The sequence below is a fragment of the Marinomonas algicola genome (assembly GCF_014805825.1).
In the GTDB taxonomy this organism is placed as follows: Bacteria; Pseudomonadota; Gammaproteobacteria; order Pseudomonadales; family Marinomonadaceae; genus Marinomonas; species Marinomonas algicola.
The window spans coordinates 1,336,129-1,361,729 of sequence record NZ_CP061941.1 but is presented as its reverse complement, the minus strand read 5'-3'; the positions used below and the strand labels follow the sequence as shown (position 1 = coordinate 1,361,729).

At 40.1% G+C, this 25,601-nt stretch carries 24 protein-coding genes; 9 read left to right on the top strand and 15 right to left on the bottom strand.

Annotated features, from left to right (window positions below; translation table 11 throughout):
- Positions 1 to 16 precede the first annotated feature (16 nt).
- Genes IEZ33_RS06040 through IEZ33_RS06020 form a run of 5 tightly spaced genes read left to right on the top strand, consistent with a single transcriptional unit; the run spans position 17 to position 4,978 of the window.
- Positions 17 to 997 carry an ABC transporter permease gene (locus tag IEZ33_RS06040; protein WP_191602791.1) on the top strand — a complete coding sequence of 327 codons (981 nt, stop codon included), beginning with the start codon at positions 17 to 19 and terminating at the stop codon, positions 995 to 997.
- Entirely contained in the window at positions 994 to 1,932 is a 939-nt protein-coding gene (locus tag IEZ33_RS06035) for an ABC transporter permease (RefSeq protein ID WP_191602790.1), read from the top strand. Before IEZ33_RS06040 ends, IEZ33_RS06035 begins: the two co-directional genes overlap by 4 nt.
- A 1-nt stretch (position 1,933) precedes the next feature.
- Positions 1,934 to 2,986 carry an ABC transporter ATP-binding protein gene (locus IEZ33_RS06030; protein ID WP_191602789.1) on the top strand — a complete coding sequence of 351 codons (1,053 nt, stop codon included), beginning with the start codon at positions 1,934 to 1,936 and terminating at the stop codon, positions 2,984 to 2,986.
- Positions 2,983 to 3,996, top strand: coding sequence for an ABC transporter ATP-binding protein (locus tag IEZ33_RS06025; protein WP_191602788.1), 1,014 nt, complete (start codon positions 2,983 to 2,985; stop codon positions 3,994 to 3,996). Before IEZ33_RS06030 ends, IEZ33_RS06025 begins: the two co-directional genes overlap by 4 nt.
- A gap of 46 nt (positions 3,997 to 4,042) precedes the next feature.
- The gene (locus IEZ33_RS06020; RefSeq protein WP_191602787.1) at positions 4,043 to 4,978 is read left to right on the top strand and encodes a LysR family transcriptional regulator; all 936 of its coding nucleotides are present in this window, start codon (positions 4,043 to 4,045) and stop codon (positions 4,976 to 4,978) included.
- Between the two features lie 158 nt (positions 4,979 to 5,136).
- Here the strand turns inward: IEZ33_RS06020 and IEZ33_RS06015 are convergent, their stop codons facing one another.
- Positions 5,137 to 6,546 (bottom strand): alanine/glycine:cation symporter family protein, encoded by a 1,410-nt coding sequence (locus tag IEZ33_RS06015; protein WP_191602786.1) that lies wholly within the window; start codon positions 6,544 to 6,546, stop codon positions 5,137 to 5,139.
- Between the two features lie 764 nt (positions 6,547 to 7,310).
- Positions 7,311 to 9,602, bottom strand: coding sequence for a bifunctional diguanylate cyclase/phosphodiesterase (locus tag IEZ33_RS06010; protein WP_191602785.1), 2,292 nt, complete (start codon positions 9,600 to 9,602; stop codon positions 7,311 to 7,313).
- 306 nt (positions 9,603 to 9,908) lie between these two features.
- Between IEZ33_RS06010 and dbpA the strand changes: the two genes are divergently transcribed.
- The 4 genes from dbpA to guaD all read left to right on the top strand — a co-directional run bounded on the left by dbpA (position 9,909) and on the right by guaD (position 16,813).
- Positions 9,909 to 11,294 carry an ATP-dependent RNA helicase DbpA gene (gene dbpA / locus IEZ33_RS06005; RefSeq protein WP_191602784.1) on the top strand — a complete coding sequence of 462 codons (1,386 nt, stop codon included), beginning with the start codon at positions 9,909 to 9,911 and terminating at the stop codon, positions 11,292 to 11,294.
- Positions 11,295 to 11,659: 365 nt separating this feature from the next.
- A complete protein-coding gene (gene xdhA / locus IEZ33_RS06000) occupies positions 11,660 to 13,126 on the top strand; it encodes a xanthine dehydrogenase small subunit (protein ID WP_191602783.1) in 1,467 nt (488 codons plus the stop codon).
- Positions 13,119 to 15,497 (top strand): xanthine dehydrogenase molybdopterin binding subunit, encoded by a 2,379-nt coding sequence (gene xdhB / locus IEZ33_RS05995; protein WP_191602782.1) that lies wholly within the window; start codon positions 13,119 to 13,121, stop codon positions 15,495 to 15,497. Before xdhA ends, xdhB begins: the two co-directional genes overlap by 8 nt.
- Positions 15,497 to 16,813 (top strand): guanine deaminase, encoded by a 1,317-nt coding sequence (gene guaD / locus IEZ33_RS05990; RefSeq protein ID WP_191602781.1) that lies wholly within the window; start codon positions 15,497 to 15,499, stop codon positions 16,811 to 16,813. The genes xdhB and guaD overlap by 1 nt, the downstream gene beginning before the upstream one ends.
- 57 nt (positions 16,814 to 16,870) lie before the next feature.
- On the opposite strand, the gene IEZ33_RS05985 is transcribed toward guaD, so the two are convergent.
- The 13 genes from IEZ33_RS05985 to IEZ33_RS05925 all read right to left on the bottom strand — a co-directional run bounded on the left by IEZ33_RS05985 (position 16,871) and on the right by IEZ33_RS05925 (position 25,591).
- Entirely contained in the window at positions 16,871 to 17,509 is a 639-nt protein-coding gene (locus tag IEZ33_RS05985; RefSeq protein ID WP_191602780.1) for a TetR family transcriptional regulator C-terminal domain-containing protein, read from the bottom strand.
- 27 nt (positions 17,510 to 17,536) lie between these two features.
- Positions 17,537 to 18,064, bottom strand: a complete 528-nt coding sequence (locus tag IEZ33_RS05980; protein WP_191602779.1) for a pyridoxamine 5'-phosphate oxidase family protein — start codon at positions 18,062 to 18,064, stop codon at positions 17,537 to 17,539.
- A 137-nt stretch (positions 18,065 to 18,201) separates the two neighbouring features.
- Positions 18,202 to 18,741 (bottom strand): DoxX family protein, encoded by a 540-nt coding sequence (locus IEZ33_RS05975; RefSeq protein ID WP_191602778.1) that lies wholly within the window; start codon positions 18,739 to 18,741, stop codon positions 18,202 to 18,204.
- A 7-nt stretch (positions 18,742 to 18,748) separates the two neighbouring features.
- On the bottom strand, positions 18,749 to 19,510 hold the full coding sequence (locus tag IEZ33_RS05970) for an HvfC/BufC N-terminal domain-containing protein (RefSeq protein WP_191602777.1): 762 nt from the start codon (positions 19,508 to 19,510) through the stop codon (positions 18,749 to 18,751).
- Between the two features lie 6 nt (positions 19,511 to 19,516).
- The gene (bufB, locus tag IEZ33_RS05965; protein WP_191602776.1) at positions 19,517 to 20,353 is read right to left on the bottom strand and encodes an MNIO family bufferin maturase; all 837 of its coding nucleotides are present in this window, start codon (positions 20,351 to 20,353) and stop codon (positions 19,517 to 19,519) included.
- 11 nt (positions 20,354 to 20,364) lie between these two features.
- Positions 20,365 to 20,712 carry a BufA1 family periplasmic bufferin-type metallophore gene (locus tag IEZ33_RS05960; RefSeq protein WP_191602775.1) on the bottom strand — a complete coding sequence of 116 codons (348 nt, stop codon included), beginning with the start codon at positions 20,710 to 20,712 and terminating at the stop codon, positions 20,365 to 20,367.
- 93 nt (positions 20,713 to 20,805) lie between these two features.
- Positions 20,806 to 21,180 (bottom strand): DUF2750 domain-containing protein, encoded by a 375-nt coding sequence (locus tag IEZ33_RS05955; RefSeq protein WP_191602774.1) that lies wholly within the window; start codon positions 21,178 to 21,180, stop codon positions 20,806 to 20,808.
- Between the two features lie 71 nt (positions 21,181 to 21,251).
- Entirely contained in the window at positions 21,252 to 21,944 is a 693-nt protein-coding gene (locus IEZ33_RS05950) for a pseudouridine synthase (protein ID WP_191602773.1), read from the bottom strand.
- A 25-nt stretch (positions 21,945 to 21,969) separates the two neighbouring features.
- On the bottom strand, positions 21,970 to 22,497 hold the full coding sequence (locus IEZ33_RS05945) for a GNAT family N-acetyltransferase (RefSeq protein ID WP_191602772.1): 528 nt from the start codon (positions 22,495 to 22,497) through the stop codon (positions 21,970 to 21,972).
- 75 nt (positions 22,498 to 22,572) lie between these two features.
- Positions 22,573 to 23,184: a YitT family protein gene (locus IEZ33_RS05940; protein ID WP_191602771.1), complete on the bottom strand. Its 612-nt coding sequence runs from the start codon at positions 23,182 to 23,184 to the stop codon at positions 22,573 to 22,575.
- A gap of 132 nt (positions 23,185 to 23,316) precedes the next feature.
- The gene (locus IEZ33_RS05935; RefSeq protein WP_191602770.1) at positions 23,317 to 24,366 is read right to left on the bottom strand and encodes an endonuclease/exonuclease/phosphatase family protein; all 1,050 of its coding nucleotides are present in this window, start codon (positions 24,364 to 24,366) and stop codon (positions 23,317 to 23,319) included.
- Positions 24,360 to 24,968: a cob(I)yrinic acid a,c-diamide adenosyltransferase gene (gene cobO / locus IEZ33_RS05930; RefSeq protein ID WP_240009651.1), complete on the bottom strand. Its 609-nt coding sequence runs from the start codon at positions 24,966 to 24,968 to the stop codon at positions 24,360 to 24,362. Before cobO ends, IEZ33_RS05935 begins: the two co-directional genes overlap by 7 nt.
- Entirely contained in the window at positions 24,968 to 25,591 is a 624-nt protein-coding gene (locus tag IEZ33_RS05925) for a trimeric intracellular cation channel family protein (RefSeq protein ID WP_191602769.1), read from the bottom strand. Before IEZ33_RS05925 ends, cobO begins: the two co-directional genes overlap by 1 nt.
- Positions 25,592 to 25,601 lie beyond the last annotated feature (10 nt).

Sequence of the window (25,601 nt, the reverse complement as noted above, 5' to 3'; positions counted from 1 at the left end):
AGGATTTTTTTAACCCATGTTACAGTTTTTATTTAGGCGCTTTGTACAAGCTCTAATTGTTATGACGGTGATCAGCATCATAAGTTTCCTTGTACAAGGGCGATTGGGTGATCCAGTACAACAAATGGTTGGTCAATCGGTAACACTAGAAGAAAGAGAGAAAATCCGTGATGAACTAGGGCTAAACGACAGTTTATATGCTCAGTACGTTCGATTTGCAAAAAAAGCGTTACAAGGTGATTTGGGCGTTTCTTATTACTATAAAGAGCCAGCTTTAGACGTTATTTTAAGAAAACTTCCTGCCACTCTCGAGCTTTCCTTTTCCGCTATTCTCTTAATTATTTTTATATCCATTCCATGTGGTGTTATTGCGGCCATTCGACCGAAAAGTTTAATTTCAAAAGCCCTCATGTTTTTTAGCACTATCGGCTTGTCTGTGCCTATTTTTATTATCGCTATATTTTTGGTGTATTTTTTCTCTGTTGAATGGCAAATTGCACCGAGCTTTGGTCGTGGAGAAACGGAAGTTGTTTTTTCATTCTGGGAAACAGGATTTACTTCATGGGATGGCATTAAGCACTTATTCCTACCTAGCTTAACTTTAGCCTTATCATTAATGCCACTGTTTGTTCGCCTAATACGCTCAGAAATGATGGAAGTGTTACAATCTGAATACATTAAGTTTGCTTGGGCAAAAGGATTGTCTCCTGTGCGTATTTACTTTATTCATGCGCTAAAAAACACATTACTCCCGATCATTACTGTTGCGGGTATACAAGCAGGGACCTTAGTTGCCTACACAATATTAACTGAAACTATTTTTCAATGGCCAGGAATGGGTTTTTTGTTTTTGGATGCGATTAGCCGCGTCGATACCCCGCTGATTTCAGCCTATTTAATGGTTGTTGGAGCAATGTTTGTTATTACTAATACGTTGGTTGATCTTATATACGGATTAGTTAACCCGACAGTCCGTTTATCGAGTCATGGATTATGAAAGAAACCTCTAAAGAGCGTCACAATAAAAAAAGGTCAAAACATTGGATTCATCTATGGCACGGTTTTTTAAGTGATAAAATTGCGGTTATGTCGCTGCTAATTTTTGCATTTTATTGCGTTATTTCCTTAGCCGCCCCGCTTATCGCACCATTTGATATTCGCGATCCAAATTTTATGGATTTAGCGAACTCTGAAATTGCACCTTACTGGATTGATGGAGACAGTCGATTTTTACTCGGTACGGATGGACAAGGTAGAGATTTATTATCCGTTATTCTCTATGGAACACGCTTATCTTTAACTATCGGTATTTTTGCCGTCCTGATTCAAGGGGTTTTAGGTATTTGTATTGGATTAATGTCTGGCTATTTTGGCGGTCGCTTGGATAATTTTTTGATGCGTTGTGCCGATATTCAATTGTCTTTTTCTAACATGATGGTCGCCATTATTGTAATGGCACTCTTCCAAGCTATTTTTGGTATGGCCTCTTATCAACATCTGGCTATGTATATGCTTATACTCGTCATCGGGCTGGCTGAATGGCCTTTGTTTGCTCGAACGGTAAGAGCGTCGGTTTTATCTGAGAAGCAAAAAGAATACATAGATGCCGCTCGTATTATGGGCATAGGGCCTGGCAGAATTATGTTCAAACACATTCTGCCCAATACGGTATCACCTTTGTTGGTTATCTTTACGATTCAAATTGCCAATGCCATTATTGCGGAAGCTGGCCTGTCCTTTTTAGGATTAGGTATGCCAGTAACACAACCCTCACTTGGCTCACTTATCTCCTCTGGTTTTACCTATATGTTTGCAGGCGCTTGGTGGATCTGTGTTCTACCAAGCCTAACATTGATTGTACTTATTTTAGTTATGAACCTTCTTGGCGATTGGCTCAGAGACCACCTAAACCCTAGAGCATATAAGGACTAATATGGATCTGTTAGACGTTCGTAACCTTAATGTCTCTTTCCAATTGAAACAGGAAGACCTAGCGGCGCTAATCGACATTAATTTTTCCTTAAAACATGGCGAACGGATTGCTTTTGTTGGAGAATCCGGAGCGGGGAAATCTATTTTAGGTTTTTCAATTGTCAATTTAATTAGTCGTCCTGGTTACATAAAGTCAGGGTCAATTAAATTAAATGGCGATGAATTGAGCCATTTATCTAATCGGCAAATGCGCCATATTCGTGGCAAACGCATTGCCATGATATTTCAAGACCCAATGATGACATTAAACCCTGTACTAACCATTGGGGAACAGATGGTTGAAGCCATTCGCAGTCACACAGATTTACGTATGCATGAGGCGAAAAACCTTGCTGTTGAGAAACTGGTTCAAGTACAAATTGCATCGCCAGAAAATCGTTTTAACCAATACCCTCATGAACTATCCGGTGGTATGCGTCAGCGTGTCATCATAGCCATCGCCCTACTAATGAAACCAGATATTATTATTGCTGATGAACCAACAACCGCCCTAGATGTTACCATTCAAGCCGAAATCTTAGAGTTACTTAAACACATTTGCGACGATAATAATGTTGCACTCATTTTAATAAGCCATGACCTAGGGGTCGTATCTCGTGTAGCAGAGCGTACCATAGTTATGTATGCGGGTCGGATTGTTGAGCAAGGGCCTACTCTTGAAATCATTAACGATCCTCAACACCCATATACTCAAGGTTTACTGAATGCCCTACCTCAGATGTCACTTCCAGGACAACGACTAAATCAAATTAAAGGTGCTATGCCTTCTTTAACAGACAGACCTAGAGGGTGTGCTTTTCATACCCGCTGCCCTTACGCAATGGATAAATGCAAACAAGAGCAACCTGAGTTTTTATACAACGGAGTTTCTCATGTCGCTTGTTTTATGGTGGAAGACATGATGCTGGAAGAGCTTGATATTAGTACCCTTGATCTCGAAACAAAAGACACTTTGCAAGACAATGTAGATAAGCGTAACGAGAGGGATCTATGAAACGTATTCCACTTCTGCAAATTAGCCATCTTGAGAAACGCTTTACCGTTAATGAAAAATGGATGTCTCAATGGCGCCTTAATAAGGGACGTTCTTATAAAAAGCAAAATACTGTCTATGCTTTGAATGGTATTAGCTTAACGCTACATAAAGGGGAAACTCTTTGTATTGTTGGAGAAACTGGGTGCGGAAAATCAACCTTAGCCAGATCCATTATAGGGCTACTAAAACCAGATGCTGGCGAAATTTACTACGGAGATCAACGTATTGATAATTTAAATGATCGTCAGCGTTTAATTTTTCGCCGCCGTATGCAAATGGTTTTTCAGAACCCTTATTCTTCTCTAAATCCGCGGATGACCATTTATCAAACACTTAGTGAACCCATTCGCTTTCACAACCCGCATCTATCGAGTACAGAGGTAGACGAAAAAGTCTCCCAATTAATTGAGTCTGTTGGAATCTCAAACTCTTGGGTCGATCGCTATCCTCACGAATTTTCTGGGGGGCAACGCCAAAGAATTAGCCTTGCGCGTGCACTCTCTGTTGATCCGCATTTAATTATTGCTGACGAACCTTTAGCCGCTCTCGATGTCTCAGTACAAGCCCAAGTTCTTAACCTAATGATGGATAAACAAGCCGAGCATGAGTTAACTTACTTATTTATCACTCATGACCTTTCTGTGGTTGAACATTTTTCCAACCGCGTCGCTGTCATGTACCTAGGCACTATCTGTGAACTGTCACCAACAAAGACGTTGTTTGAGGCGCCAAAACACCCTTATACTCAAGCCCTTTTGTCCGCCATTCCTAGGCTAGACAACAACACTCAAAAGCCCATTAGATTAATTGGAGAAGTACCTACGCCCTACAAAACCATCGTCGGTTGCCCTTTTCAAGCCCGCTGTCCTTTCTCTCAAGAAAGGTGCTTACAAGAAACACCAAAGATGCAAAAACAGTCCGATGGTAGCATCGTCGCTTGTCATGCCGTGGAGGAGAGCCGTTTATGAAACACGACTTTCTTGACTTTAACATTCTAGAAAAAGGAGTGTTATTATGGAAATAAGGTGGCTTGAAGACTTCATTGCGCTTGCAAAAACACGGCATTTTTCTCGTGCAGCTGATGAACAAAATGTGACGCAACCTACGTTTAGTCGTCGCATTAAGTTACTTGAAGAAGAAATGAAAGTCACACTAATTGACCGCAACACACTGCCCTTATCACTGACGCCAGAAGGGGAAGTATTTCTTCATAGTGCCGAGTTAATTACACGCCAATTAAGGGATGCAAAAGAGCGATGCCAAGAGATCAGAAAACAAGGCGAAGCTCAGATCAGTTTTGCTACGACACAAACGCTATTTTTAAGCTTTTATAAAGACGTAATTGAACCCTTTAGCCAAGAAATTGGCATGGAATTAGACAGTAATTTAAAATCGAGCTCTTGGTCTGGGATGGACTTTATCAATGCTTTAATAGAAAATCAATGTGATCTAATGTTATGTTTTTGGCATCCAGCGATACCGTTTATTCATACTTTAGAAGACGAAAATTATGAATACTGCGTTATTGCCGATGAAACATTAATCCCTTTTAGTATTATCAATAACGAGGGCGAAGCAAAATACGCACTGCCTGGAAACCGCCGTAAGCCACTGCCGCACATCGGTTATTATGATAACTCTTTTTTACAACCCGTTATCTTGCACCATTTACAACGGCAAAAAGAGGTCGCGCAATTAAAAACAATAAACGAAAACTACCATTCGATAAATGTAAAGGCGATGATTAAAGAAGGCTTTGGTATTGGCTGGGTCCCATCCCGGTTGATGTCAGATACACTTGAATATGGAAAGGTTGCCCTTGCAGGAGAAAAAGAATGGCACATTCCATTAGAAATACGTTTATATCGCTCAAAAATGAACAAAAATCCTAATTTAAATACTTTCTGGGAAAGTCTCAAAGAACGCTTAAAACATAAGAAACGCTTTTAATCACTGCCTTACTTCACAGGGATAACCATGGCGTTCAATAAGGTAAGCACTTTAAAGTGCCATCCCTGCTTTCTATAAATGCAATGGCTTTCTATAAAAATGCCTCCAAGTTTAACTAAGAGGCATTTTATTTATCAATGAATAAAAACTAAAAAATATTACTTTTTGCTTTCATCCCATATATTTAAATCTATTTTATCAGAGACTTCCGGATAATCTTTAGGATCAAAAATAGGAGAATCCGTTGTTTTTCGTTGCTCGAAATAATCTCTAGTCAACTTCACAACAAGTCCAGACAACAAGCTAATGGCAATCAAGTTAATTGTCGCCATTAGCCCCATGGCAGCATCCGCTAAATTAAACACGGTCGCGACACTTTCATAAGCCCCCCAAACAACCATCATTAAAGCAACAACGCGCAAGGCTAAAACACCTAATTTACCGCCTTTCAAAAAAATAACCGCGTTTTCAGCGTAGGAATAGTTCCCAATAATGGAAGTGAAAGCGAAGAAGAAAATAGCGATAGCGATAAAATATGTACCCGCCGATCCAATATGAACTCCCATGGCCTCTTGTGTCAGTGGAACACCCGTTAGGCTAGAACCACCTTCAATAACACCTGAAAGTAAAATCATAATCGCAGTGGCCGTACACACAAGAATTGTATCAATAAAAACACCTAAGCCTTGCACCATCCCTTGTGAAGAAGGGTGATGTGGATTTGGCGTCGCTGCAGCCGCGATGTTTGGCGCCGAGCCCATACCAGCCTCATTCGAGAACAAGCCACGTTTAATACCATTTAGCATAGCGCCAGCAATCCCACCAAGCGCTTCCTCATAACCAAATGCGCTCTTAACAATTAAACTTAAAATATGGGGCACTTCAGAGAGATTGACAATAATTACGTAGAAGGCAACCAAAAGATAAAGGCCAGCCATAATAGGCACGACTAACTCAGAGACTTTTGCAACAGTGCGAATGCCTCCAAAAATCACAATACCAGCTAAAATAGCAACAAAGATACCAACACCCATAGGAGGCAAATCAAATGCACCTTCCATCGCCCCTGCAATAGAGTTAGCCTGAACAGCATTAAACACCAAGCCGAATGCGATAATTAAAGACACTGAAAAAATTGCTCCAGCCCAAGGCGCATTCAACCCTTTGGCGATATAAAATGCTGGACCGCCACGTAATTGACCGTTTTCATCTCGTGCCTTAAACAGCTGTGCTAGTGTACTTTCCGCATAAGCTGTCGCCATACCTACAAGAGCCACCATCCACATCCAAAAAATAGCGCCAGGACCACCTAATGTAATAGCCACAGCAACACCGGCTAAATTACCTGTACCAATACGAGAGGCAAGACTAGTACAAAGCGCCTGAAAAGGAGAAATGCCTCCACGGTCTTTACTTGGCGCTTTCAGGACTGTGCGAATAAATTCTGGGAAGTGTCTAATCTGTAAAAAACCTAATCTGACGGTAAAATAAATCCCTACTGCCAATAACCCATAAATCAGAATGTATCCCCAAAAAATACCATTGAGAAAATTAATAATTGGATCCATAAAACATGCCCTATGCTTCTGAGTGTAATAATTCGCGGGTATACTAAATGTTTTTGCACCAAAACTAAACACTTAACCTTTGATGGATACCTTTACCTAATCTATCAAGCTCTATTCATTAAGTATTAATGCGTTAAAAGCAAACGTGAAAACAATGTCATGAAGACAGTGCCAGGAAGACAGTGCAGACGAAGAAAAACTCAGACTAATCAGAGAAACCGGAACCGCGCCTCCTCGCTTACTTATCATTAAGATAGAAACAATCTAAGATTTTATAAAGTGAAACAGTATACATCACAAATAATAACGAGTATCATTAACTCTTAATATATCATTTAATTTCCGTTAACAGAATTTGATCGTTATACAGTGGTCGACTCTTCATTTGACTTTAAATCATCCGCAGGAAAATTGAATATATCTAAAGAAAACCTCTTAAATTAAGACTACTTCACCAATTGCTCGCAACGCTTGGTAACAGCGAATGAATTGTATTTTGAAGACAGAAGTAGAACCCTAACAGTAGCATACGGTTTGGAGTTTTAATGATCTAAACCGACTGTAGGCGCTTTATTCCCCTTAAAGCGCCTTTTTTAAATGATAAATAGAGCGCTCTTATAAGGCATGTAGGATCCAAGCGGATAGAGCGTTCTTGTAACAATAAATTGAAGTCAACTAGATCGTTGTTTTCTCTTTTCTGAACGCCGAAAAAAGTCTGAGATGAAGGTACTCACGGTCAAATAGAACTAACGGCTATAGATGTCTTAGGCTTCGATATTCGATACCACTTGATCAGAATGATAAGCCCTACCAAATAAGTAACCCTGCCCAAAGTTACAGCCATACTTCCTCAGTAAATCCAACTGCTCTTGACTTGTGATCCCCTCTGCAACAACTTTTAATCCGAAACTATGGCTCATTTGAATGATACCTAAGGTTAATGCGGCATGCTTTTCATTTTCTAAGATATCCCGGATAAAAACCTGATCTATTTTCACACAGTCAAAAGGAAGATCTTTTAAGTAACTTAAACTGGAGTAACCTGTGCCAAAGTCATCTAGCGAAATCTTCATCCCTAAAGCACTCACCTCTCGCAACAGTTCAGCACACCTTTCTGCATCATCAATCAAGATAGATTCCGTCACCTCTAACTCAATGTACTGAGTATCTATTCCATATTTTTCAATAAAACTCACTAAGCGTTCTAAAAAGTCATCTCTTCTAAGTTGTGCCGCTGAACAGTTAATAGCAATTGGGGGTACCGTCTCTCCTTTTTCACGCCACTGAACCATATGAATACAGGCCTGTTCGATAACCCATTCGCCCAAAGGCAAAATAATACCTGAACTTTCAGCTATTGGAATAAATTCAGCTGGAGACACGCTGCCTAACTCATCATCCTGCCATCTCAATAACGCCTCTAACCCAATACAGCGTAACGTCAATAGGTCCACTTTAGGTTGAAAATAGAGCTCTAATTGATTGTTTTTCATTGCAAGACGCAATCGAGTTTCAATTAAGACATTGCGTTTTAAACGGTCTCCCATTTCACTGTCATAGAAATAATAAGTAGAGCGGCCAAGTGTTTTTGATTTGTGCATGGCCATGTCCGCATTTTTCATTAATGTTGGCCCATCCATGCCAAACTCAGGATACATTGAGATACCAACGCTACAGCCCACCGTTAAATTTCTTTCATCCACAATATAGCTTTCACTAATTTCATTAATGATTTTTTGTACCAACTCAGTAATCGCTAAGCGATCTAATACATAAACAACAGATAAGACAACAAAAAATTCATCCGCTCCAATACGCCCTATTTTTGCATCTTCGGGAAGGACCCCTCGTAACCGTTGAGCGATTTTAACCAGCAATTTATCTCCGACAGAATAACCAAACGCATCATTGACCGTTTTAAAGTGATCCAAATCGAGTAACAATACCGCAAACATAGATCCATTTTTTGATTTTGAAATTTGTTCTGATACTTGCTCATTAATGTCATATCGGCTACTTAAACCGGTTAGCTCATCCGTTAATAAAAAATATTCCGCTTTATCTAGCGAGGAACGATAAGCACGGCTTAACTTATAAACAAAAAAACTAACAATAAGAGACAGAAACAAATACGTAAACAAAGGAACCACAAAAATTTTCCATTGAATTAATGAGTGTGGCGTGTCCTCAAAACCACTTTCAATAAGCCAAATGCGCCCTGCAAATTCAAATTGTTTTTTTTGCATTTCTTTTGAAGCTAAAAGGTGAAAAAAATGATTGTTACTCTCAAAAAACCAAGTTGGAGGCTCATCTTTTGAAAGGTCTGTAATATCGGCTAAACGATACGAAAACCCCTCATTTATATCCATATTTGCTTGAGATAAGAGCCCCTCAATGGTAAAAGCTATACCAACAAGTCCTTTAAACTCATTGTTTTTATTGAAAAGCGCGTGCCTCAATACAAATGCATTTTTATGATCAAGCCCTCGCACTTTATCTCGAGGCAATACGATAGGCGGTGTCATAATCGTATCACTGGTTACCATGGCCTCTTTAGCCAGCGTTTTATAAGGGAGGTGATTCGAAAGCAAGTCAACACCATGTGTGATTACATCAGGGTAGCCATAAGTAAGAGGAAGATAAGACCCTTGAGCGCTATCTGTACGCAACTGGATGTTTTTATCACCCGTTATTTTGGCTTGTTCTAATAAGAATTCGTCTATGTCATTTTTATGAATGTATTTTGCAAAATATACATTCCTAATCGGATAAATTTTCTTGGAAAATAAGGCTTCACCAAAGCGCATAAATTGCTCATAAGAAACATCCAAATTTTCTGTAGAATGAAAAAATGCAGATACAGACAACGTCTCAAGTTTGTAGTCATTTAGAGCCATTAACAACGACTCTGAAAATTGATCTGCAAATACTTCTTGTTCATAAATAATGCGCTGTTTTTCACCTTGAAATAAACCAAACGCAGCAAACACACCACAAAAGGAAATCAAAAAGAAAACCAACAAGTAAGACTTATTTAGATAATCTTTAGAATACACGCTACTTCCCCTTGTCCAATGGTTTCACTATAAGGTTTTATTCAGTCTATGAAAAATATAAAAATGTAACTATATGTCTTTTATTGCAAATAGCTAAGCACAAAAAGGCATATCAACAGTGACTATTATCATCAATAACGCCACTGGTTTCATTAGTTAAACAGCATTTATGACAAATAATACAGTTAGATAAATAAACCATTAAAAATTACCTACCAATATCAATAACAGGCAGACTTTAATCAGCATGTTCTCAATAATCGTGCTAAAATTAACGCCATTTTATCTTTCCGAATTAGGCCCACCGTGATCACCTTTACTCATAATCTACCAGTAACATTGCCAATTGAACTTACCTCTCTTTTATCTGATTTAGGTTTCAAAACATTCACACCAATCCAAGAGCAGAGCTTGCCTCCTATTATCAATGGCTCAGATGTACTTGCTCAGGCTCAAACAGGCAGTGGTAAAACGTTGGCATTTGCTATTGGCATGCTAGCAAAAATCAACCCTAAGTTTTTTGGCGTTCAAGGATTAGTTATGTGTCCGACTCGTGAACTTGCCGATCAGGTTTGCAAAGAAATACGAAAAGTAGCGCGTTACCGAGACAATATAAAAATCTTAAGCCTTTGTGGGGGCATGCCATTTGGACCTCAAATAGGGTCTTTAGAACATGGTGCTCACATTGTTGTTGGTACGCCTGGGCGACTATTAGAGCACTTACGTAAAGATACATTAAAAATCAATCATCTAAATACCCTAGTACTTGACGAAGCTGATCGCATGCTTGATATGGGCTTTATTGACAGTATCCGCACCGTTATTGAACAGACGCCTGACAGAAGGCAAACGTTGCTTTTCTCGGCCACTTATTCAGAGACTATTATTCAACTTAGTAAAGAATTCCAACACGAGCCTATTAGTATAAAAGTTGAGCAAAGTTCTGAACTTTCACCCGACATAGAACAGTGCTTCGTGCGTGTCAATAAAGAAACAAAACTCGAAAGTCTATTAGCAAGCTTCCGTCATTACCAACCTCGTCAAGCCATTGTTTTTTGCAATACTAAAATTGAATCTCAGGCGGTTGCGGACTGGTTAGATGACAATAAAGTCAGTGCTAAAGCTATTCACGGAGACTTAGATCAACGTCAACGTGATCAAGTTCTAGTTCAATTTAGTAATGGCAGCACCTCTGTCTTAGTGGCCACTGACGTTGCCGCTCGAGGAATTGACGTGAAAGAAATAGATATGGTTGTCAACTTTGATATGACTCGTGATATCGATGTGCATACTCATCGAATTGGCCGTACAGGCCGCGCAGGAGCAAAAGGCATCGCTGTCAACCTGGTGACGAATAAGGATGACTACAAAGTAAAGGGTGTAGAAGAGCGCTTTGGTATGACGGCAGGCTTTACCGATATCGATCCAGAAATGGATTTTAGCTACCGTTTATTTCCATCTGTAACGACTTTAGCATTCGATGCTGGACGTAAAAATAAGCTCCGACCAGGAGACATTGTTGGCGCACTTACAGCCGGCGTAGGTCTAGAAAAAGACCAAGTCGGCAAAATTGATGTGTTTGATTTCCAAGCCTATGTTGCGATTCAAAGTGATTTAGTCAAATCTACCGTGAAAGCGCTAGAAAACAGTAAAATTAAAGGCAGAAAAATTAAAGTTCGCCCGCTTCGCTAAGAGATCATTACCTCTACCCTTTCGTAGAATCGATGTGCCATTTCTATAATGGCACATAACCAATCCAGCTCCGTACTCAAACCAGCTCCTTATTATGGAAAGGAGCGATCCTCCATATTCAATCTATCAGGCCCTTACTAAAACCCTTCATTCATTGCACACTAAATTACGCGTTGAATTGAACACAAGATCCATTAACACAGTGTTTTCTACTATAAACCACCCCAAAAGAAAGAATATTCAATTCAATATTTGACCGATCGGACAAAATTTATCTAAACTCTCTTTTGAACCATGAAACTTATGTCTATATGTGCTAAAAATATTTCATTGCCCTCTAAAAAGCTGCCGTTAAGGAGATTCCTTTGATTCAATTTTTACTTAATCAAGAATTATGCACTGAGCATGACCTTGATCCTAACCTGACTGTATTGAATTATTTGCGGAATGTTCGTAATAAGACAGGAACAAAAGAAGGTTGCGCCTCTGGGGATTGTGGTGCCTGTACAGTGGTGTTAGCAGAACCAGACGAGACGGGAAAGCGTTTGCGATATATAAGTGTAAATGCCTGCTTAACCTTTATCAGCGCATTACATGGTAAACAGCTTATTACCGTTGAAGACTTACAAAATAAAAGTCAATTGCACCCAGTGCAAGAAGCCATGGCAGAATGTCACGGCTCGCAATGTGGTTTTTGTACACCAGGCTTTGTTATGTCTATCTTTGCTCTGCAAAAAAATAATACCGAATATTGCAAACGTAAAACCACAGAGGCGTTATCTGGCAATCTGTGTCGTTGTACGGGATACAGACCCATCTACGACGCAACAAAGAAAGCCTGTAATAACACGAAAGCCGATACCTTTGATGCCCTAGAGCAGCCCACTGTAGAATTACTAAAAGCCATTCCACCCATCACAAAAGAAGGCTTTAGAGATTCAAAACATCAATGCTTCTCACCACAAACAACGGACGAGCTGGCCAAATGCTACCAAGATCACCCTGATGCCCATTTACTTGCAGGGGGAACCGATCTGGCACTAGACGTGACGCAATTTCACAAAGAGCTCACCACCTTAATTTATCTCGGTAATGTAACGGATATGAAAGGAAGCGATTCCTTCGATGACCGCTTAGAATTAGGCGCAGCCCTGTCCTTATCTGACGGTTATAAACTATTGAAAAATGAATACCCGGATTTCGGCGACCTATTGCATAGGTTTGCTTCTCTACAAATTCGTAATCAAGGCACCCTTGGCGGAAACATTGCCAATGCCTCTCCAATAGGCGATTCACCACCACTACTCATCGCGCTCGGTGCAAAACTGCAACTTCGCCGTGGTCATGAAAAAAGAATAATCAACATTGAAGATTACTTCGTAGACTACAAAAAAACCGTTAGGCAATCGGCTGAGTTTATTGAAAAAATTATTATTCCAAAACAAACCAATTCTTTGTTTAAAGCCTATAAAATATCTAAACGTTTAGACGATGATATTTCCGCCGTCTGCTTAGGCATCAATATCACTCTTGAAAACTCAATCATCATAGAAGCAAGAGCGGCATTTGGTGGGATGGCAGGTATACCAAAACGAGCAAGCCACTGTGAAAATGCACTAATAGGAAAAGAGTTCAATGAATCAACATTTGAGCAGGCCTGTCAGTCACTCGTAAACGATTTTGCTCCATTAAGTGATTTTAGAGCTTCCAAAGAATACAGGCTATTAGTTGGGCAAAATTTACTACGAAAATACTACTTAGAAACTCAAACGCAACTGGCTCAAGGTAACAACAGAGATTATTCACTAACGCGAGTAACGGCCTATGTCTAGTTCATTCACTCAAAAAAGCACTCAAGCAGAATTAGAAAAACAATTCACCCAATCCATTACGACAGGTGTCGGCCGTGCAATAAAGCATGAAAGTGCTGAGAAACAAGTATCTGGTGAAGCACTGTATATTGATGACAAAGCTGAATTCCCGAATCAACTTCACCTATATGCACGCACGAGTGATAAAGCACATGCACGCATTCTTTCAATTGATACAGCACCCTGTTACCAAATACCCGGAGTGAGGCTTGTTATTCAAGCAAAAGACATTCCTGGAAATGCCGATATTGGCGCCGTCGCCCCTGGAGATCCGTTACTCGCTGAAGGCCTTGTTGAATATTATGGTCAACCTATTTTAGCGGTTGCCGCCAGCAGTCACGACGCGGCTAGAAAAGCCGCACAAGCCGCCATTATAGAGTACGAAGAACTTGACGCCATTTTAGATGTTGAGGAAGCACTAGCAAAAGAGCATTTTGTATTAGAAACTCATCAGCATATACAAGGTGATTCTAAGACCGCTCTTAACAGTGCGCCAAACCGTTTACAAGGGAAACTTCATATTGGCGGCCAAGAACATTTTTATTTAGAAACGCAAATCGCCTCTGTCATGCCAACCGAAGACGGAGGAATGGTCGTTTACAGCTCAACCCAAAACCCCACTGAAATTCAAAAACTGGTTGCCAGTGTTTTAAATGTATCCATGAATAATGTGGTTGTTGATATGCGTCGCATGGGAGGTGGGTTTGGCGGTAAAGAAACTCAAGCCTCAATGCCAGCCTGTTTATGTGCCGTGATCGCACACCTAACAAAACAGCCGACAAAAATGCGGCTACCCAGAATGGAAGACATGATGATGACAGGCAAACGTCATCCATTTTTTGTCAGCTACGATATTGGCTACGACAATGATGGTAGATTGCATGGAGTAGACATAAAACTGGCTGGTAATTGTGGTTTTTCGCCAGATTTATCTGGTGCCATCGTTGATAGAGCCATGTTCCATGCGGATAATGCCTATTATTTAGGCGACGCAACCATCACGGGTTACCGCTGTAAAACCCATACAGCGTCCAATACCGCTTACAGAGGCTTCGGAGGTCCTCAAGGAATGGTGCCAATTGAAAATATTATGGACACCATTGCCCGAAACCTCAATAAAGACCCGCTCGATATTCGTCGCCTTAATTACTACGGTACGCATGCTCGAAATACCACACCTTATCATCAGACGGTAGAACACAATATTTTGCCAGAGATGACACAAGAACTGATAGAAAGCAGCGATTACTACAATCGTCGACAAGAAGTCATCCATTTTAATAAGCAAAGTCCCATTTTAAAAAAAGGACTTGCAATGACACCTGTAAAATTTGGCATCTCATTCACCTCCTCGTTTTTGAACCAAGCTGGTGCGCTTATTCATATTTACACTGATGGCAGTATCCACTTAAATCATGGTGGTACAGAAATGGGGCAAGGGTTAAATACGAAAGTAGCGCAGATCGTTGCTGAAGTATTACAGGTCGACTGTAACCGCATACAGATAACCGCGACCAACACAGAGAAAGTGCCAAATACATCACCTACGGCGGCGTCTTCTGGCACAGACCTAAACGGTAAAGCCGCACAAAATGCCGCTATCACAATCAAGCAAAGACTTGTTGCATTGGCCGCAAAACATTATCAAGTTTCTGAGCAAGAGATTGAGTTTAGTAATAGCCATGTTCGTGCTGGCACCCATTTTTGTTCTTTTGATGAGCTCATTCAATTGGCCTACTTCAATCAGATTTCACTATCCAGTACGGGTTATTATAAGACACCTAAAATTTACTATGATCGTGCATCAGCAAGCGGCCGACCTTTTTACTACTTTTCGTATGGTTTAGCCTGCTGTGAAGTCTTAATTGATAGCCTTACGGGTGAATACAAAGTATCAAGAACAGATATCTTGCACGATGTCGGAGCAAGCCTAAACCCAGCCATCGATATTGGTCAAATTGAAGGAGGATTTATCCAAGGCATGGGATGGTTAACCACAGAAGAACTCATCTGGAACAATCAAGGTCGACTGATGACTAATTCACCAGCCAGTTACAAAATACCCGCTATTGCAGATACACCATTAGATTTACGAGTCAAACTCGTTGAAAGTCGAAAAAACCCTGAGCAGACTGTTTATCATTCTAAAGCGGTAGGCGAACCTCCTTTTATGTTAGGGATCGCCGTTTGGTGCGCACTCAAGGACGCGGTATCCTCTATGAGTGATTATCGCTACCAACCTGAGATTAATGCCCCGGCAACACCTGAAAGAATTTTATTTGGTATCGAATCAATGAAACATAAAATCAACCAACAAAATAAGAGCATTTAATGACATTATCAATAAGAGCATGGCGTTCAGCAATCCTTCATAGCTTAGACGACCCTGCTGTAGTGGGCATCGAGGCATCTTATCAATATTTTGAAGACGGCTTACTTGTCGTTGAAAACGATAAAATCATTGCTTTAGGTAATAGCACGGACCTATTGCCTATCTATAAAGACATAGCGGACATTACAACAATTACCAACGGTTTAATTACCCCAGGCTTTATTGATACACACATCCATTACCCGCAAACTGGCATCATTGCGTCTTATGGTGAGCAATTACTGGATTGGTTGAATAACTATACCTTCCCAGCTGAAGGTGAATTTCATGATAAGGCGCATGCTCGATCCGTTGCCGAATTTTTTTTAGATGAGTTGCTGCGCAATGGCACGACAACCGCATTAGTGTTTGGGACCGTCCATAAAGAATCCGTTGACGCATTTTTTGAAGCCTCTGAAGCCCGTAATTTAAGAATGATTGGCGGCAAGGTCATGATGGATAGACACGCTCCCGATTTTTTAGTTGATACGCCAGAAAGCGGTTACCAAGACAGTAAAGAACTTATTCAGAAGTGGCATGAAAAGGGTCGCTTACATTACGCCGTTACGCCAAGATTTGCCCCAACCAGCACAACAGAGCAGTTAACCAAAGCAGGAGAATTACTGCAAGAATTTGATAACCTCTATATGCACACTCATCTTTCAGAAAACACGCAAGAATGTGAGTGGGTAAAGTCCCTTTTCCCTAACTGCACTAATTACTTAGATGTGTATGACCAGCATAACCTGCTTAGCGATCGCTCCGTGTTCGCTCATGGAATTCATTTATGTGATGACGAGTACCATAGACTAAATGAAACAGGGTCGGCTATCGCATTTTGTCCAACATCTAACCTCTTTTTAGGTAGTGGTTTATTTCGTTTAAACAAAGCGGAAGAGTACGGTGTGAATGTTGGTTTAGGAACGGACGTCGGCGGCGGTACAAGTTTTTCTCTTTTGCAAACATTAAGCGAAGCCTATAAGGTTATTCAACTGCAAGGTGAAAAATTAAGTCCATTTAAATCGCTTTACTTAGCCACTCTTGGCGGTGCGAGAGCGCTTAGGCTAGAGGATAAAGTGGGCACCCTCTTAGTCGGTACAGAGGCCGACTTTGTTGTACTTGATTATCAAGCAACGCCTTTATTGAACTATCGCTTAGCACAGTCTAAAAGTTTAGATGAAACCCTTTTTGTTCTTATGACATTAGGTGATGACAGAACCATCCGTCAAACCTATTCTGCGGGTAAGTGTGTTCATACTAGAGAAGAAGAAAAATAGAAAAGCAATGCGTTTTGATAAACCGTTTCACTTCATGATGAAACGGTTTCCTTTAAATTAGTCTTCTAACGGCGTGCCAGGCACTTGCAAACCACAGCCAGACAAAATAATTTGACTGATGGTATTCCCTATAGTATGTAACGCGTCGTAATTAAGGGTTTCTGTCTCGGTAAGTTTGGTTATTTGTGATTCAAAGTCAGCGTAATGCTGCGTAGTAGACCAAATCATAAAAATTAAACTTGCAGGGTCAACGGCTTTCATTTTATCTTGTGCTATCCATGCTTCAATTACCGCCACTCTTCCCTTAAACCAAGGCTGCAGCTCTTCCGTCAAAAAATCCTCTATATGATGAGCACCTTGTATCACTTCCATAGCAAAAATACGTGAACTTCTTGGCCTCTCAATACTTTGTACTAACTTTGTTCGAATGAATTTATCTAACACGACGGCTGGATCATCCTCAGCCGTTGCTTTATCAAAGACATCATTCCAGATAGTTGTTGTTCTATTAAGAATCGTTTTATACAGGTTTAACTTAGATTCAAAATAATACACTATATTGGCTTTAGGTAAACTTGCTCGTTCAGCTATGTGCTGTAAACTCGCACCATTAAATCCTTTTAAGCCAAATTCAATTTCAGCCGCATCAAGAATACGCACACATATCTCTTCACGATTCACCTGTCGTTTACTCACGGGATTCCCTTATCTTTCATTGTTATTTTAAAGTTGCGATCCATTTGATAGCATTTTTGGTGAGATATGCACCAATTCTTCACCCGCCAATGTCCCACCTAAAATATCGTAAGCTTTGCCGAACCCCTTTACTAACCGGCCCTTTGTTGGGGTCAATCTAAAAAGAACAAAATCACCTAACAGGCTAATTTGCTCAACTCTTTCACCAAAACGAGCATACAATAATGAAACGCCATCTCGCCAAGCCTCACTGTCTCGATCAATCACTTCTGCATTCAAATCGTAAGTCACTCGAAGGCGCGCAAAGATATCATCACATTGAGATTCATCCTCAGCAATCAGAGCCGATAAATTAGGCGTATGTAGTAAGTTTTGCGTATGTGCAGCAAGGCCACTTATTAAAATAAATAAGGCGTCATTTTGCATTGCAAAGGGTGCGTAAGAAGCATGTGGTGAACCATCTTTGCTTACGGAAGATAAGAAAATACTTTTTTTATTTTCTAACAAAGCCATTACTTCGGTATTTAATTGATGCTGTAAAGCTTTATTTTTCATGCTGTAGGCTTATTTTAATACTGAAAAACGACATATTATCATAACTTCACACACACCACGTCATAAAAAAAATATAACAGGTATAACAAAAACAAATAACCAAGATCCCAACGTCACTTATATAATCGCTTTCCTCCCTACTCACTCTTTTTCTCGAGGCCAATAAATCGGTCGAGAGAAAATTTACCTGGGCCGAAAACCAGTAGCACCATCAAAGCACCAAACCACCAAGATGCCGGGTTAACCCAATGCCCCCATTCAGGAAAAACAGCTAATTGAATAAATAAGGTCATGCCAATTAAACCAATAGAAGCAAAACGTGATAACAGACCAACAATTAATAATATCGGCAAGGCCACTTCAACCACTCCAGCCATAACAGCCAAAAATTCAATAAACCCAATCATAGTCGAACCGGGTTCATAATCTAATGTATCAGGATTACACAGCAATAAGGCCCCTGGTCTAATTGGATCAGGGCAAAAGAACTCATACAGAAACAAATCATACTTATCCGCATTGAACTGAAAAAAACCATTCCATTTAGACAGGCCAGAAGCTAAGAATACATTGGCAATTTGAAGACGAAAACCAAAAAGTACAAAAGGCACTAACCAATGACTTACTTTATCAAATAGAACACGGTAAAAACGGACAAACTTTGAATAGACACTCATAAGCACCTCATGAGACCAAGGTTAATAATCGATTTTGTAAAAGCTCTGAAAAATAGGTCGATACATCAAAATGCGATTCTATCTTCAGAGCATTAGATGTAACCACTTCTAGATTCGCACCTGTTTTTAAGGTGTCTAAAATCATCCGGTCTAGTGGCTCTAGCACTCGCACCCTAACTTCGCCCGCACAGCGCCAAATCAATATAGATTGTACCTCTTGAGAAAGCGCAATTGGTTGAGTCAGTACGTTGTTATTTTTTAGAAAAATCCACGTATCAAATACATTATAGTCAAGATGAATAACGTGAGCGGATTCGACTAAGGTCACAGGTAGCTGACTCAAATCCACCCCCTCAGAAATCATGCGATTTACACGGCCTATATCCCAAACATCACTTTCTTTACTATGAAGAGAGCACGACCAACACTGGTCCAGTAACGAAAAGCTTTTTAGATAAGCTAGATCCGTTATTTCTGATAACAAAAAATCAGAGAATCCCTCTCCATAATGAATGAGTGAGGCGTGCATTGGAGGAAACTCAAAAATGTATTTTTTGGCTATTTGAGAGAAGTAGTCGTCACCTAATAAGTTAACAACACTGGGGTAGTTTGCTTTTAATGCAGATAAGCATGATTTTATAAAACCATTTCTATAAATACTGATAACTTCCGTATTATTATCTTCCTCTAAAAAACCACTAATACCCTCATTCTCTCCCGTTTTCAAGTAGTAAGAAAACACATTAAAATAGTCAGCCAATGAATTCATAGAGCCTCACAAATTAAATGTGTTTAATAATGACTGGGCAACGTCTCGTTCAGATTTTAATTCAGAAAAAGAAGGAATCTTATCATCCCTTTCTAATAACACAGGAACAGGACCAAACCGCGCTAGCGCTAATGACAAATAACGCCAGACTTCATCATCTACAGGGGAATCATGACTATCAATCAACAATGAATCGGCCAACTTTTCATCTTTTGAGAAACCTGCAATGTGAATTTCACCAACCACAGCGGGCTCTATGCGAGAAAAATAATTGACGACATCTAAACCACAGTTTCGATGACTTACATATAAATTATTGACATCAATTAACAATCCACAACCTGTTCGACTAACTGCTTCCATTAAAAAATCGGCTTCATCGAGTTCAGACATAAAGTTCAAATAATTACTCGGATTTTCAATAAGAATAGGACGACCGATGGCATTTTGATAACGATCAATACCATCACACAGTTGCTGTAATGCCAGCAAGGTTTTAGGTAATGGCAATAAATCAGCAAAATAATTTTTCTGATGAGCTGACCAAGTGGCGTGCTCTGAAACTAAAGTAGGATTAAACTCTTTGACGAGTTGCTTTACTTGCATTAAATGCTCAAGAAAACCATTAAAAACATTTCCTAATGACGCCCCAACACCATGTAAGCTAATTGGAAAACGTTGTGATATTTGCTGCAGGTAATCTAAACGAGGGCCGCCCCCCACAAAAAAATTCTCAGTGTGAAATTCAAACCAAACACTTTCATCTGATAAATTTAAAGCCTCATCGTAGTGTTGAGGCTTTAAATTAATACCCGCTAACCCTTTTAAAGGATGCGATATCATCAGGAACTAACTTAAAACGCACTCTTGGACGCTTTACCATTAGGCGTCATAATAAATTCACAACTTCCTTTAGGAGCATACGTCCAAGCATTAGATTGGAAATCTACAGTCGATGTACCCTCACAACTTGTTCCTGCACCCGCTTTACAATCGTTTTCGCCTGACAAGGCAATACCATAACAACGATCTTTACGACCACGGATGCTATCACCACCCACCCACTCAGAAAACTGTGCTTTAATCGCATCAGGAGCATTTGGCGCAATGGATAATTGTTCGTTTGGCTTCGCATCGGCTACTGTTGAAAAGGTTGCCGCCGCCGCACCAGCGATTAGAGCTTTGTTTAAATTTAATTTCATAGTAATTGCCTCATAATGTGATGTAAAAGTTAATTAATGCGCATATGAAATAATAGACCGCTATGAAAAAGGTTAGTTCATTTTTTTATCGTTTTATTTTTGAAGTTTTTCTGTCAGGGTCACGGCCGACAATAATTTCCCTTCATCTTCAATGTTCGGAAACACAGCAATAGACACTTCATCTGTAATCAAACTCGGTAGCCAAGTAGACTTAAAAGTATCAAGATCAATCGACACTGGCTCACAATCATCCCAGTCATCCACCGCCCATTGAGCCGCAAACTCAGCATCAGGCCAGACCATAACGCAATCACCCTCATCTGTTTCTACCATCACAAAGCCTTGGTCATTGCTTAGGCTCCACACTTCATTAGAGACATTAACTTGCTCTATGAAATAGGTTAAACGTTCTTCATCAGGGGAGGCCAATAACATAACTCTCTGATCTACCGATAATTCTTGCGACATAAAACACTCTCTTGTATTTTTTCATGGTATATTCATGTATTTGAATATAAAGGGAACCGTGTAAGCACAATTTAATTTAAAGAGTCTACTTCTTTAGGGGTTAGCGCTCTAAACTCACCTAACGCTAATGTCTCATCTAAACGAACGTTCCCAATACTTTCTCTATGCAATGCAACAACGTGATTTTCTACAGCGGCTAACATGCGTTTAACCTGGTGGTATTTACCTTCTTGGATGGTTAATCGAATACAAGTCTCAGTAACAATCTCCACTTTAGCTGGTCGCGTTGGTGCGGCTTCGCCATTCAACATAACGCCCTCCATTAACCTTGTCACGGCTTGCTGATCAATAGGATACGATAAATGCACTAAATAGGTTTTTGAACACTCGTGCTTAGGCGACGTGATACGATGCAACCATTGTCCGTCCGTTGTTAGCAACAGTAAGCCTGTCGTGTCTTTGTCTAAACGTCCAACGACCTTTAAATCTTTATGCAGATTAACCGGCAACAAATCCAACACGATTGGGTGCTCATCATCTTGCGTCGCACAGACATAATCAACAGGTTTGTGAAGTAAATAATACCGTTCTGTAGGCCAACTCAAAACAACGTCATCCAGCGTTAACTCATCACTTTCTTTAACTTGATGATTGGCTTTTTTAATCACAGTGCCGTTGATTTCGACCCGACCTTTAGTGATGTTAATTTTTGCGTCTTTACGACTCATGCCTTCAGCATGGGATACATAGAAATCTAGTCTCAATGGATTCTCTCGTGAATTTGTAGGATTAAAACGTTTCGAACGTAGGTTCAATTTCTTTGTAGAAAAAGGTGGTTGCTTCTAAATTGCCACTGGCACCACGCGCGTAATTAGGTATGTCTCCACTGGTAATATAGCCCATTTTAGTAAATAAATATGAGGCAGAATCTTCCGTTCTTGTTTCTAAAAAAATCAGTTGCTTTTGCATTGATGCAGCGACTCTCTCCGCCCCTTCAATAAGGGCTTTGGCGAAGCCCTTCCCTTGGTAATCATGCAAAACTATTAACTTTTCAACTTTGCAACGATGTAACGCATCGGCCTTAGGGGACGTTTCAATTTGAATGGTTCCAACTAAACGATCCTCATGCCTTACGGCCAACACCTGACGATCATAGCTCAATAATTCATCTTGAATTTTTAACCAATAGTTCTTTGCTTCTTCTTCACTTACAGGTGGTAAAAAGCCAATAGATGCACCATTTTCAACAGCATCAATCAATAAAAGGACTAGATCGTCCAAGTAAGGCTCAAGTTTTTCTAACTTTAATAACACCATCAATTTTTCTCGCCTAATACTAATAGTAGAGCGCCTATATTAACCGCTCCAACTCATGATATGAACTAAATACATTTAAGTAACATTATATCGACCAGGCTTATGGTTAACAGCAATAATCGAGTTTAGAGCAACAGCACCAATAATAGAAACAACAATTAACGTCCAATCAACAGTAAAAATCGAAAGGAAAATAACCGCACTGTCGACGCACATTTGAAATTTTCCCATTGAAATACCACGCGTATGAGCCAGATATCGAGCTAAAATATTTAACCCTCCTAAACTGGCATTATGCCGGAAAAGCATCAGAAAACCGGCACCAATTAAAAAGCCACCAACAACACTCGCGTAAAGCGAGTTTATCTCTTCAAAATGAATAAAGTTTGGGGTCATTTCTGAAAAAAAGGATACTAAAAATACGCTGAAAAAAGTTTTACCTGTAAACTCCCAGCCCATTTGCTTTATTGATAACCAATAAAACGGCAAATTGATAATAAAAAAGACGGTACCGAAACTTAGAGAGGTTGAATATTGAGCAAGAAAAGCCAAACCTGCTGTCCCTCCAGTCAATAACCCTACCTCACCATAAATTGTGACGCCTAACGAAACCAGTAACGTACCGATAACCATGGCTTGTATATCTTCCAAGAAACTGTGTTTTGCAACGCCATTTTTTGAACTCATTTCTCTCTCTACTTTACTCATTTTGGCACAAAGCCGGAAAGGTAATTCTAAAGTAAGACACCGCCTATAAGAAGTAAATACAAAACACTGTGATATAAAAAAGACAACCTACGTATAGTATTCAATACAGGTCTAACTGTCTTTAATACTTAAATCAAGGTATACCAAACGATGATCCGAGGCTTGTGTCACTAATACTGACCTCGAATCACTTGAATCAGGCCAAAAAACCGCTGAATCAACAACCGCTAAATCAACGGAAGATAGAACATAATCAGCCCTTACCTTCCAACTGGCCGTATGGTATTCAGCATTAACAACATTTGGCGAATATTCCTTTGATCCTTTACTAGAAGGGATCACATTCGAGTTCACCCTTGGATGTGATAGTAATCCTCCTATCCCACCATTTAATGAGTCACCCTCACTAACCGATGCATTTAAGTCTCCAAGAATGACAAATGAAGCCCCTTTGGCTAACCCACCAATATGCCCACAATCGTCATAAAGACTCTGATTTTGATTAAGGTACTCAGTCCAAAAGCGAATCTCATCATGATTTCGGCATGCATTTCTTCTTTCTGCCCCATCAAATACCGGTGGCGTTGGGTGAGAGCATAAAAAATGTACAATACGCCCATCAATCTCGATCGCGATATCCCAGTGAGATTTAGAACTTAAAGGAAGAACAGCCAAGTCGCCAAGGTCAAACCAGTCATCCCCAACAGCGTTCTTTGGCAATAAAGCATCAGGAAAATCTTTCCACAGAAACTGTTGAAAAGTCCGTGATAAGTTCTCTTTTATAGGAAATCGAGACAACATAGCCATACCATATTGACCAGGAAAAAAACCATAGCCTAAGGCATCGCTACCACTATTAGAGACTACACCATCTTTATTTAAATCACGTCCCGAAGGCATTCCGGTGTTAACAGGCGCAATAAAAGTATAAGGGTAAACATCTGTAATAGGAGACACATAATGCGTCTGAAACGACTCTAGACTGAGGCCACGGCCGTCATAATCAAATTCATTTAATAACAGAATATCCGGTGATACTTCTTTAATAATTTGGGCGATACATTGGGCTTGACGATCATTTTGACTGGCTAAAGATCGCGCTAAGTCACCACGATTCGCTCGACTTAACGCCGTATTAAACGTAGCAACTCGAACTACCACTCAATCCCCACCTGCGCTTTTACCCCATTTGCAAAAGCATGGCGCTCATTTTCAACTTTACTGTGGGTATCAACCGTATCAAGTAATCGACGAGGAGCTGTTCTGCCGGTCATCATAACGTTCTGATGAATTGGGCGGGAGGCTAAAGCGTCCAATAGCTCTTCCACGTCTAAATGGCCATATTTATACATATAGGTCACCTCATCCAATAAAATAAAATGGATCTCTGGATCGGCTAACATAGTTTTCGCTAATTCCCACGCTTGTTCAGCCGCCTGCTTTTCCAGTTCAGGATTACGAGTTTCCCAAGAGAAACCATGACCCATAACATGAAAAGAAACCAAAGGATGGTGCCCAAAAAATAGCTGTTCACCCGTTTCTTTTCGCCCTTTAATAAACTGTATAACCGCACATTTTTGTCCATGCCCTATAGCACGAGCCATAGTTCCAAAACCACTAGAGCTTTTTCCTTTACCGTTTCCAGTGAGCAGTATTGTTACACCACGCTCATCTGTTGCCGCCGCAATCCGTTCATCAACAATGGCTTTCTTTTTCAATAAACGTGCTTCATTCATTGTGTTTTTCTCTGTATTAACACTCATTAATCATGTCTCTTTTTTTGATATAAAAGCCAATTGGGGTAGTAAAGTCCTTTTCGTATTGCTAATACACGTAATATGAAAATTAATGATACAGCATAAATAGCGTTAAATTCATGATCAGGAATAACCGATTCTAAAGCGGCAATAAAGCACGCACCAAGAAACGCAGGAGTAGCGTAAAACTCTTTTCCTAATACTAATGGTGGCCTATGACTCAGAATATCCCGGATCATTCCACCAGCAATCCCTGTAATGATACCCATTGTAATGGCAATCGTTGGGGAAAAACCGTAGAGCAGCACCCTTTCTGTTGCAACGACGGTAAACAAGGCTAGTCCAAAAGAGTCCGCATAATTAAACAAACCTTCTCTATTCTCAATGACACGCACTGCAAAAAAAGCAAACATAGACGACAGAGCCGCTACCCAAAGGTAAGATGTATCTTTTACCCAATAAACCGTTTCCATAGACAGAATCACATCACGAATGGTGCCACCACCAAGCGAGGTAACCATTCCTAAAAAAACCAGACTAAATAGGTCCATGCCCTTTTTACCAGATGAGATCACACCTGTGATGGCAAAAGCAGCGATGCCAATCATTCCCAAAATATATAATGTCATAATTCTTTAT

Coding starts and splice junctions, on each gene's coding strand:
- IEZ33_RS06040 (WP_191602791.1), top strand. CDS start 17: ATGTTACAGTTTTTATTTAGGCGCTTTGTACAAGCTCTAATTGTTATG.
- IEZ33_RS06035 (WP_191602790.1), top strand. CDS start 994: ATGAAAGAAACCTCTAAAGAGCGTCACAATAAAAAAAGGTCAAAACAT.
- IEZ33_RS06030 (WP_191602789.1), top strand. CDS start 1,934: ATGGATCTGTTAGACGTTCGTAACCTTAATGTCTCTTTCCAATTGAAA.
- IEZ33_RS06025 (WP_191602788.1), top strand. CDS start 2,983: ATGAAACGTATTCCACTTCTGCAAATTAGCCATCTTGAGAAACGCTTT.
- IEZ33_RS06020 (WP_191602787.1), top strand. CDS start 4,043: ATGGAAATAAGGTGGCTTGAAGACTTCATTGCGCTTGCAAAAACACGG.
- IEZ33_RS06015 (WP_191602786.1), bottom strand. CDS start 6,546: ATGGATCCAATTATTAATTTTCTCAATGGTATTTTTTGGGGATACATT.
- xdhB (WP_191602782.1), top strand. CDS start 13,119: ATGTCTAGTTCATTCACTCAAAAAAGCACTCAAGCAGAATTAGAAAAA.
- guaD (WP_191602781.1), top strand. CDS start 15,497: ATGACATTATCAATAAGAGCATGGCGTTCAGCAATCCTTCATAGCTTA.
- IEZ33_RS05980 (WP_191602779.1), bottom strand. CDS start 18,064: ATGAAAAATAAAGCTTTACAGCATCAATTAAATACCGAAGTAATGGCT.
- IEZ33_RS05975 (WP_191602778.1), bottom strand. CDS start 18,741: ATGAGTGTCTATTCAAAGTTTGTCCGTTTTTACCGTGTTCTATTTGAT.
- IEZ33_RS05970 (WP_191602777.1), bottom strand. CDS start 19,510: ATGAATTCATTGGCTGACTATTTTAATGTGTTTTCTTACTACTTGAAA.
- bufB (WP_191602776.1), bottom strand. CDS start 20,353: ATGATATCGCATCCTTTAAAAGGGTTAGCGGGTATTAATTTAAAGCCT.
- IEZ33_RS05960 (WP_191602775.1), bottom strand. CDS start 20,712: ATGAAATTAAATTTAAACAAAGCTCTAATCGCTGGTGCGGCGGCGGCA.
- IEZ33_RS05955 (WP_191602774.1), bottom strand. CDS start 21,180: ATGTCGCAAGAATTATCGGTAGATCAGAGAGTTATGTTATTGGCCTCC.
- IEZ33_RS05945 (WP_191602772.1), bottom strand. CDS start 22,497: ATGGTGTTATTAAAGTTAGAAAAACTTGAGCCTTACTTGGACGATCTA.
- IEZ33_RS05940 (WP_191602771.1), bottom strand. CDS start 23,184: ATGAGTTCAAAAAATGGCGTTGCAAAACACAGTTTCTTGGAAGATATA.
- cobO (WP_240009651.1), bottom strand. CDS start 24,968: ATGAGTGTTAATACAGAGAAAAACACAATGAATGAAGCACGTTTATTG.
- IEZ33_RS05925 (WP_191602769.1), bottom strand. CDS start 25,591: ATGACATTATATATTTTGGGAATGATTGGCATCGCTGCTTTTGCCATC.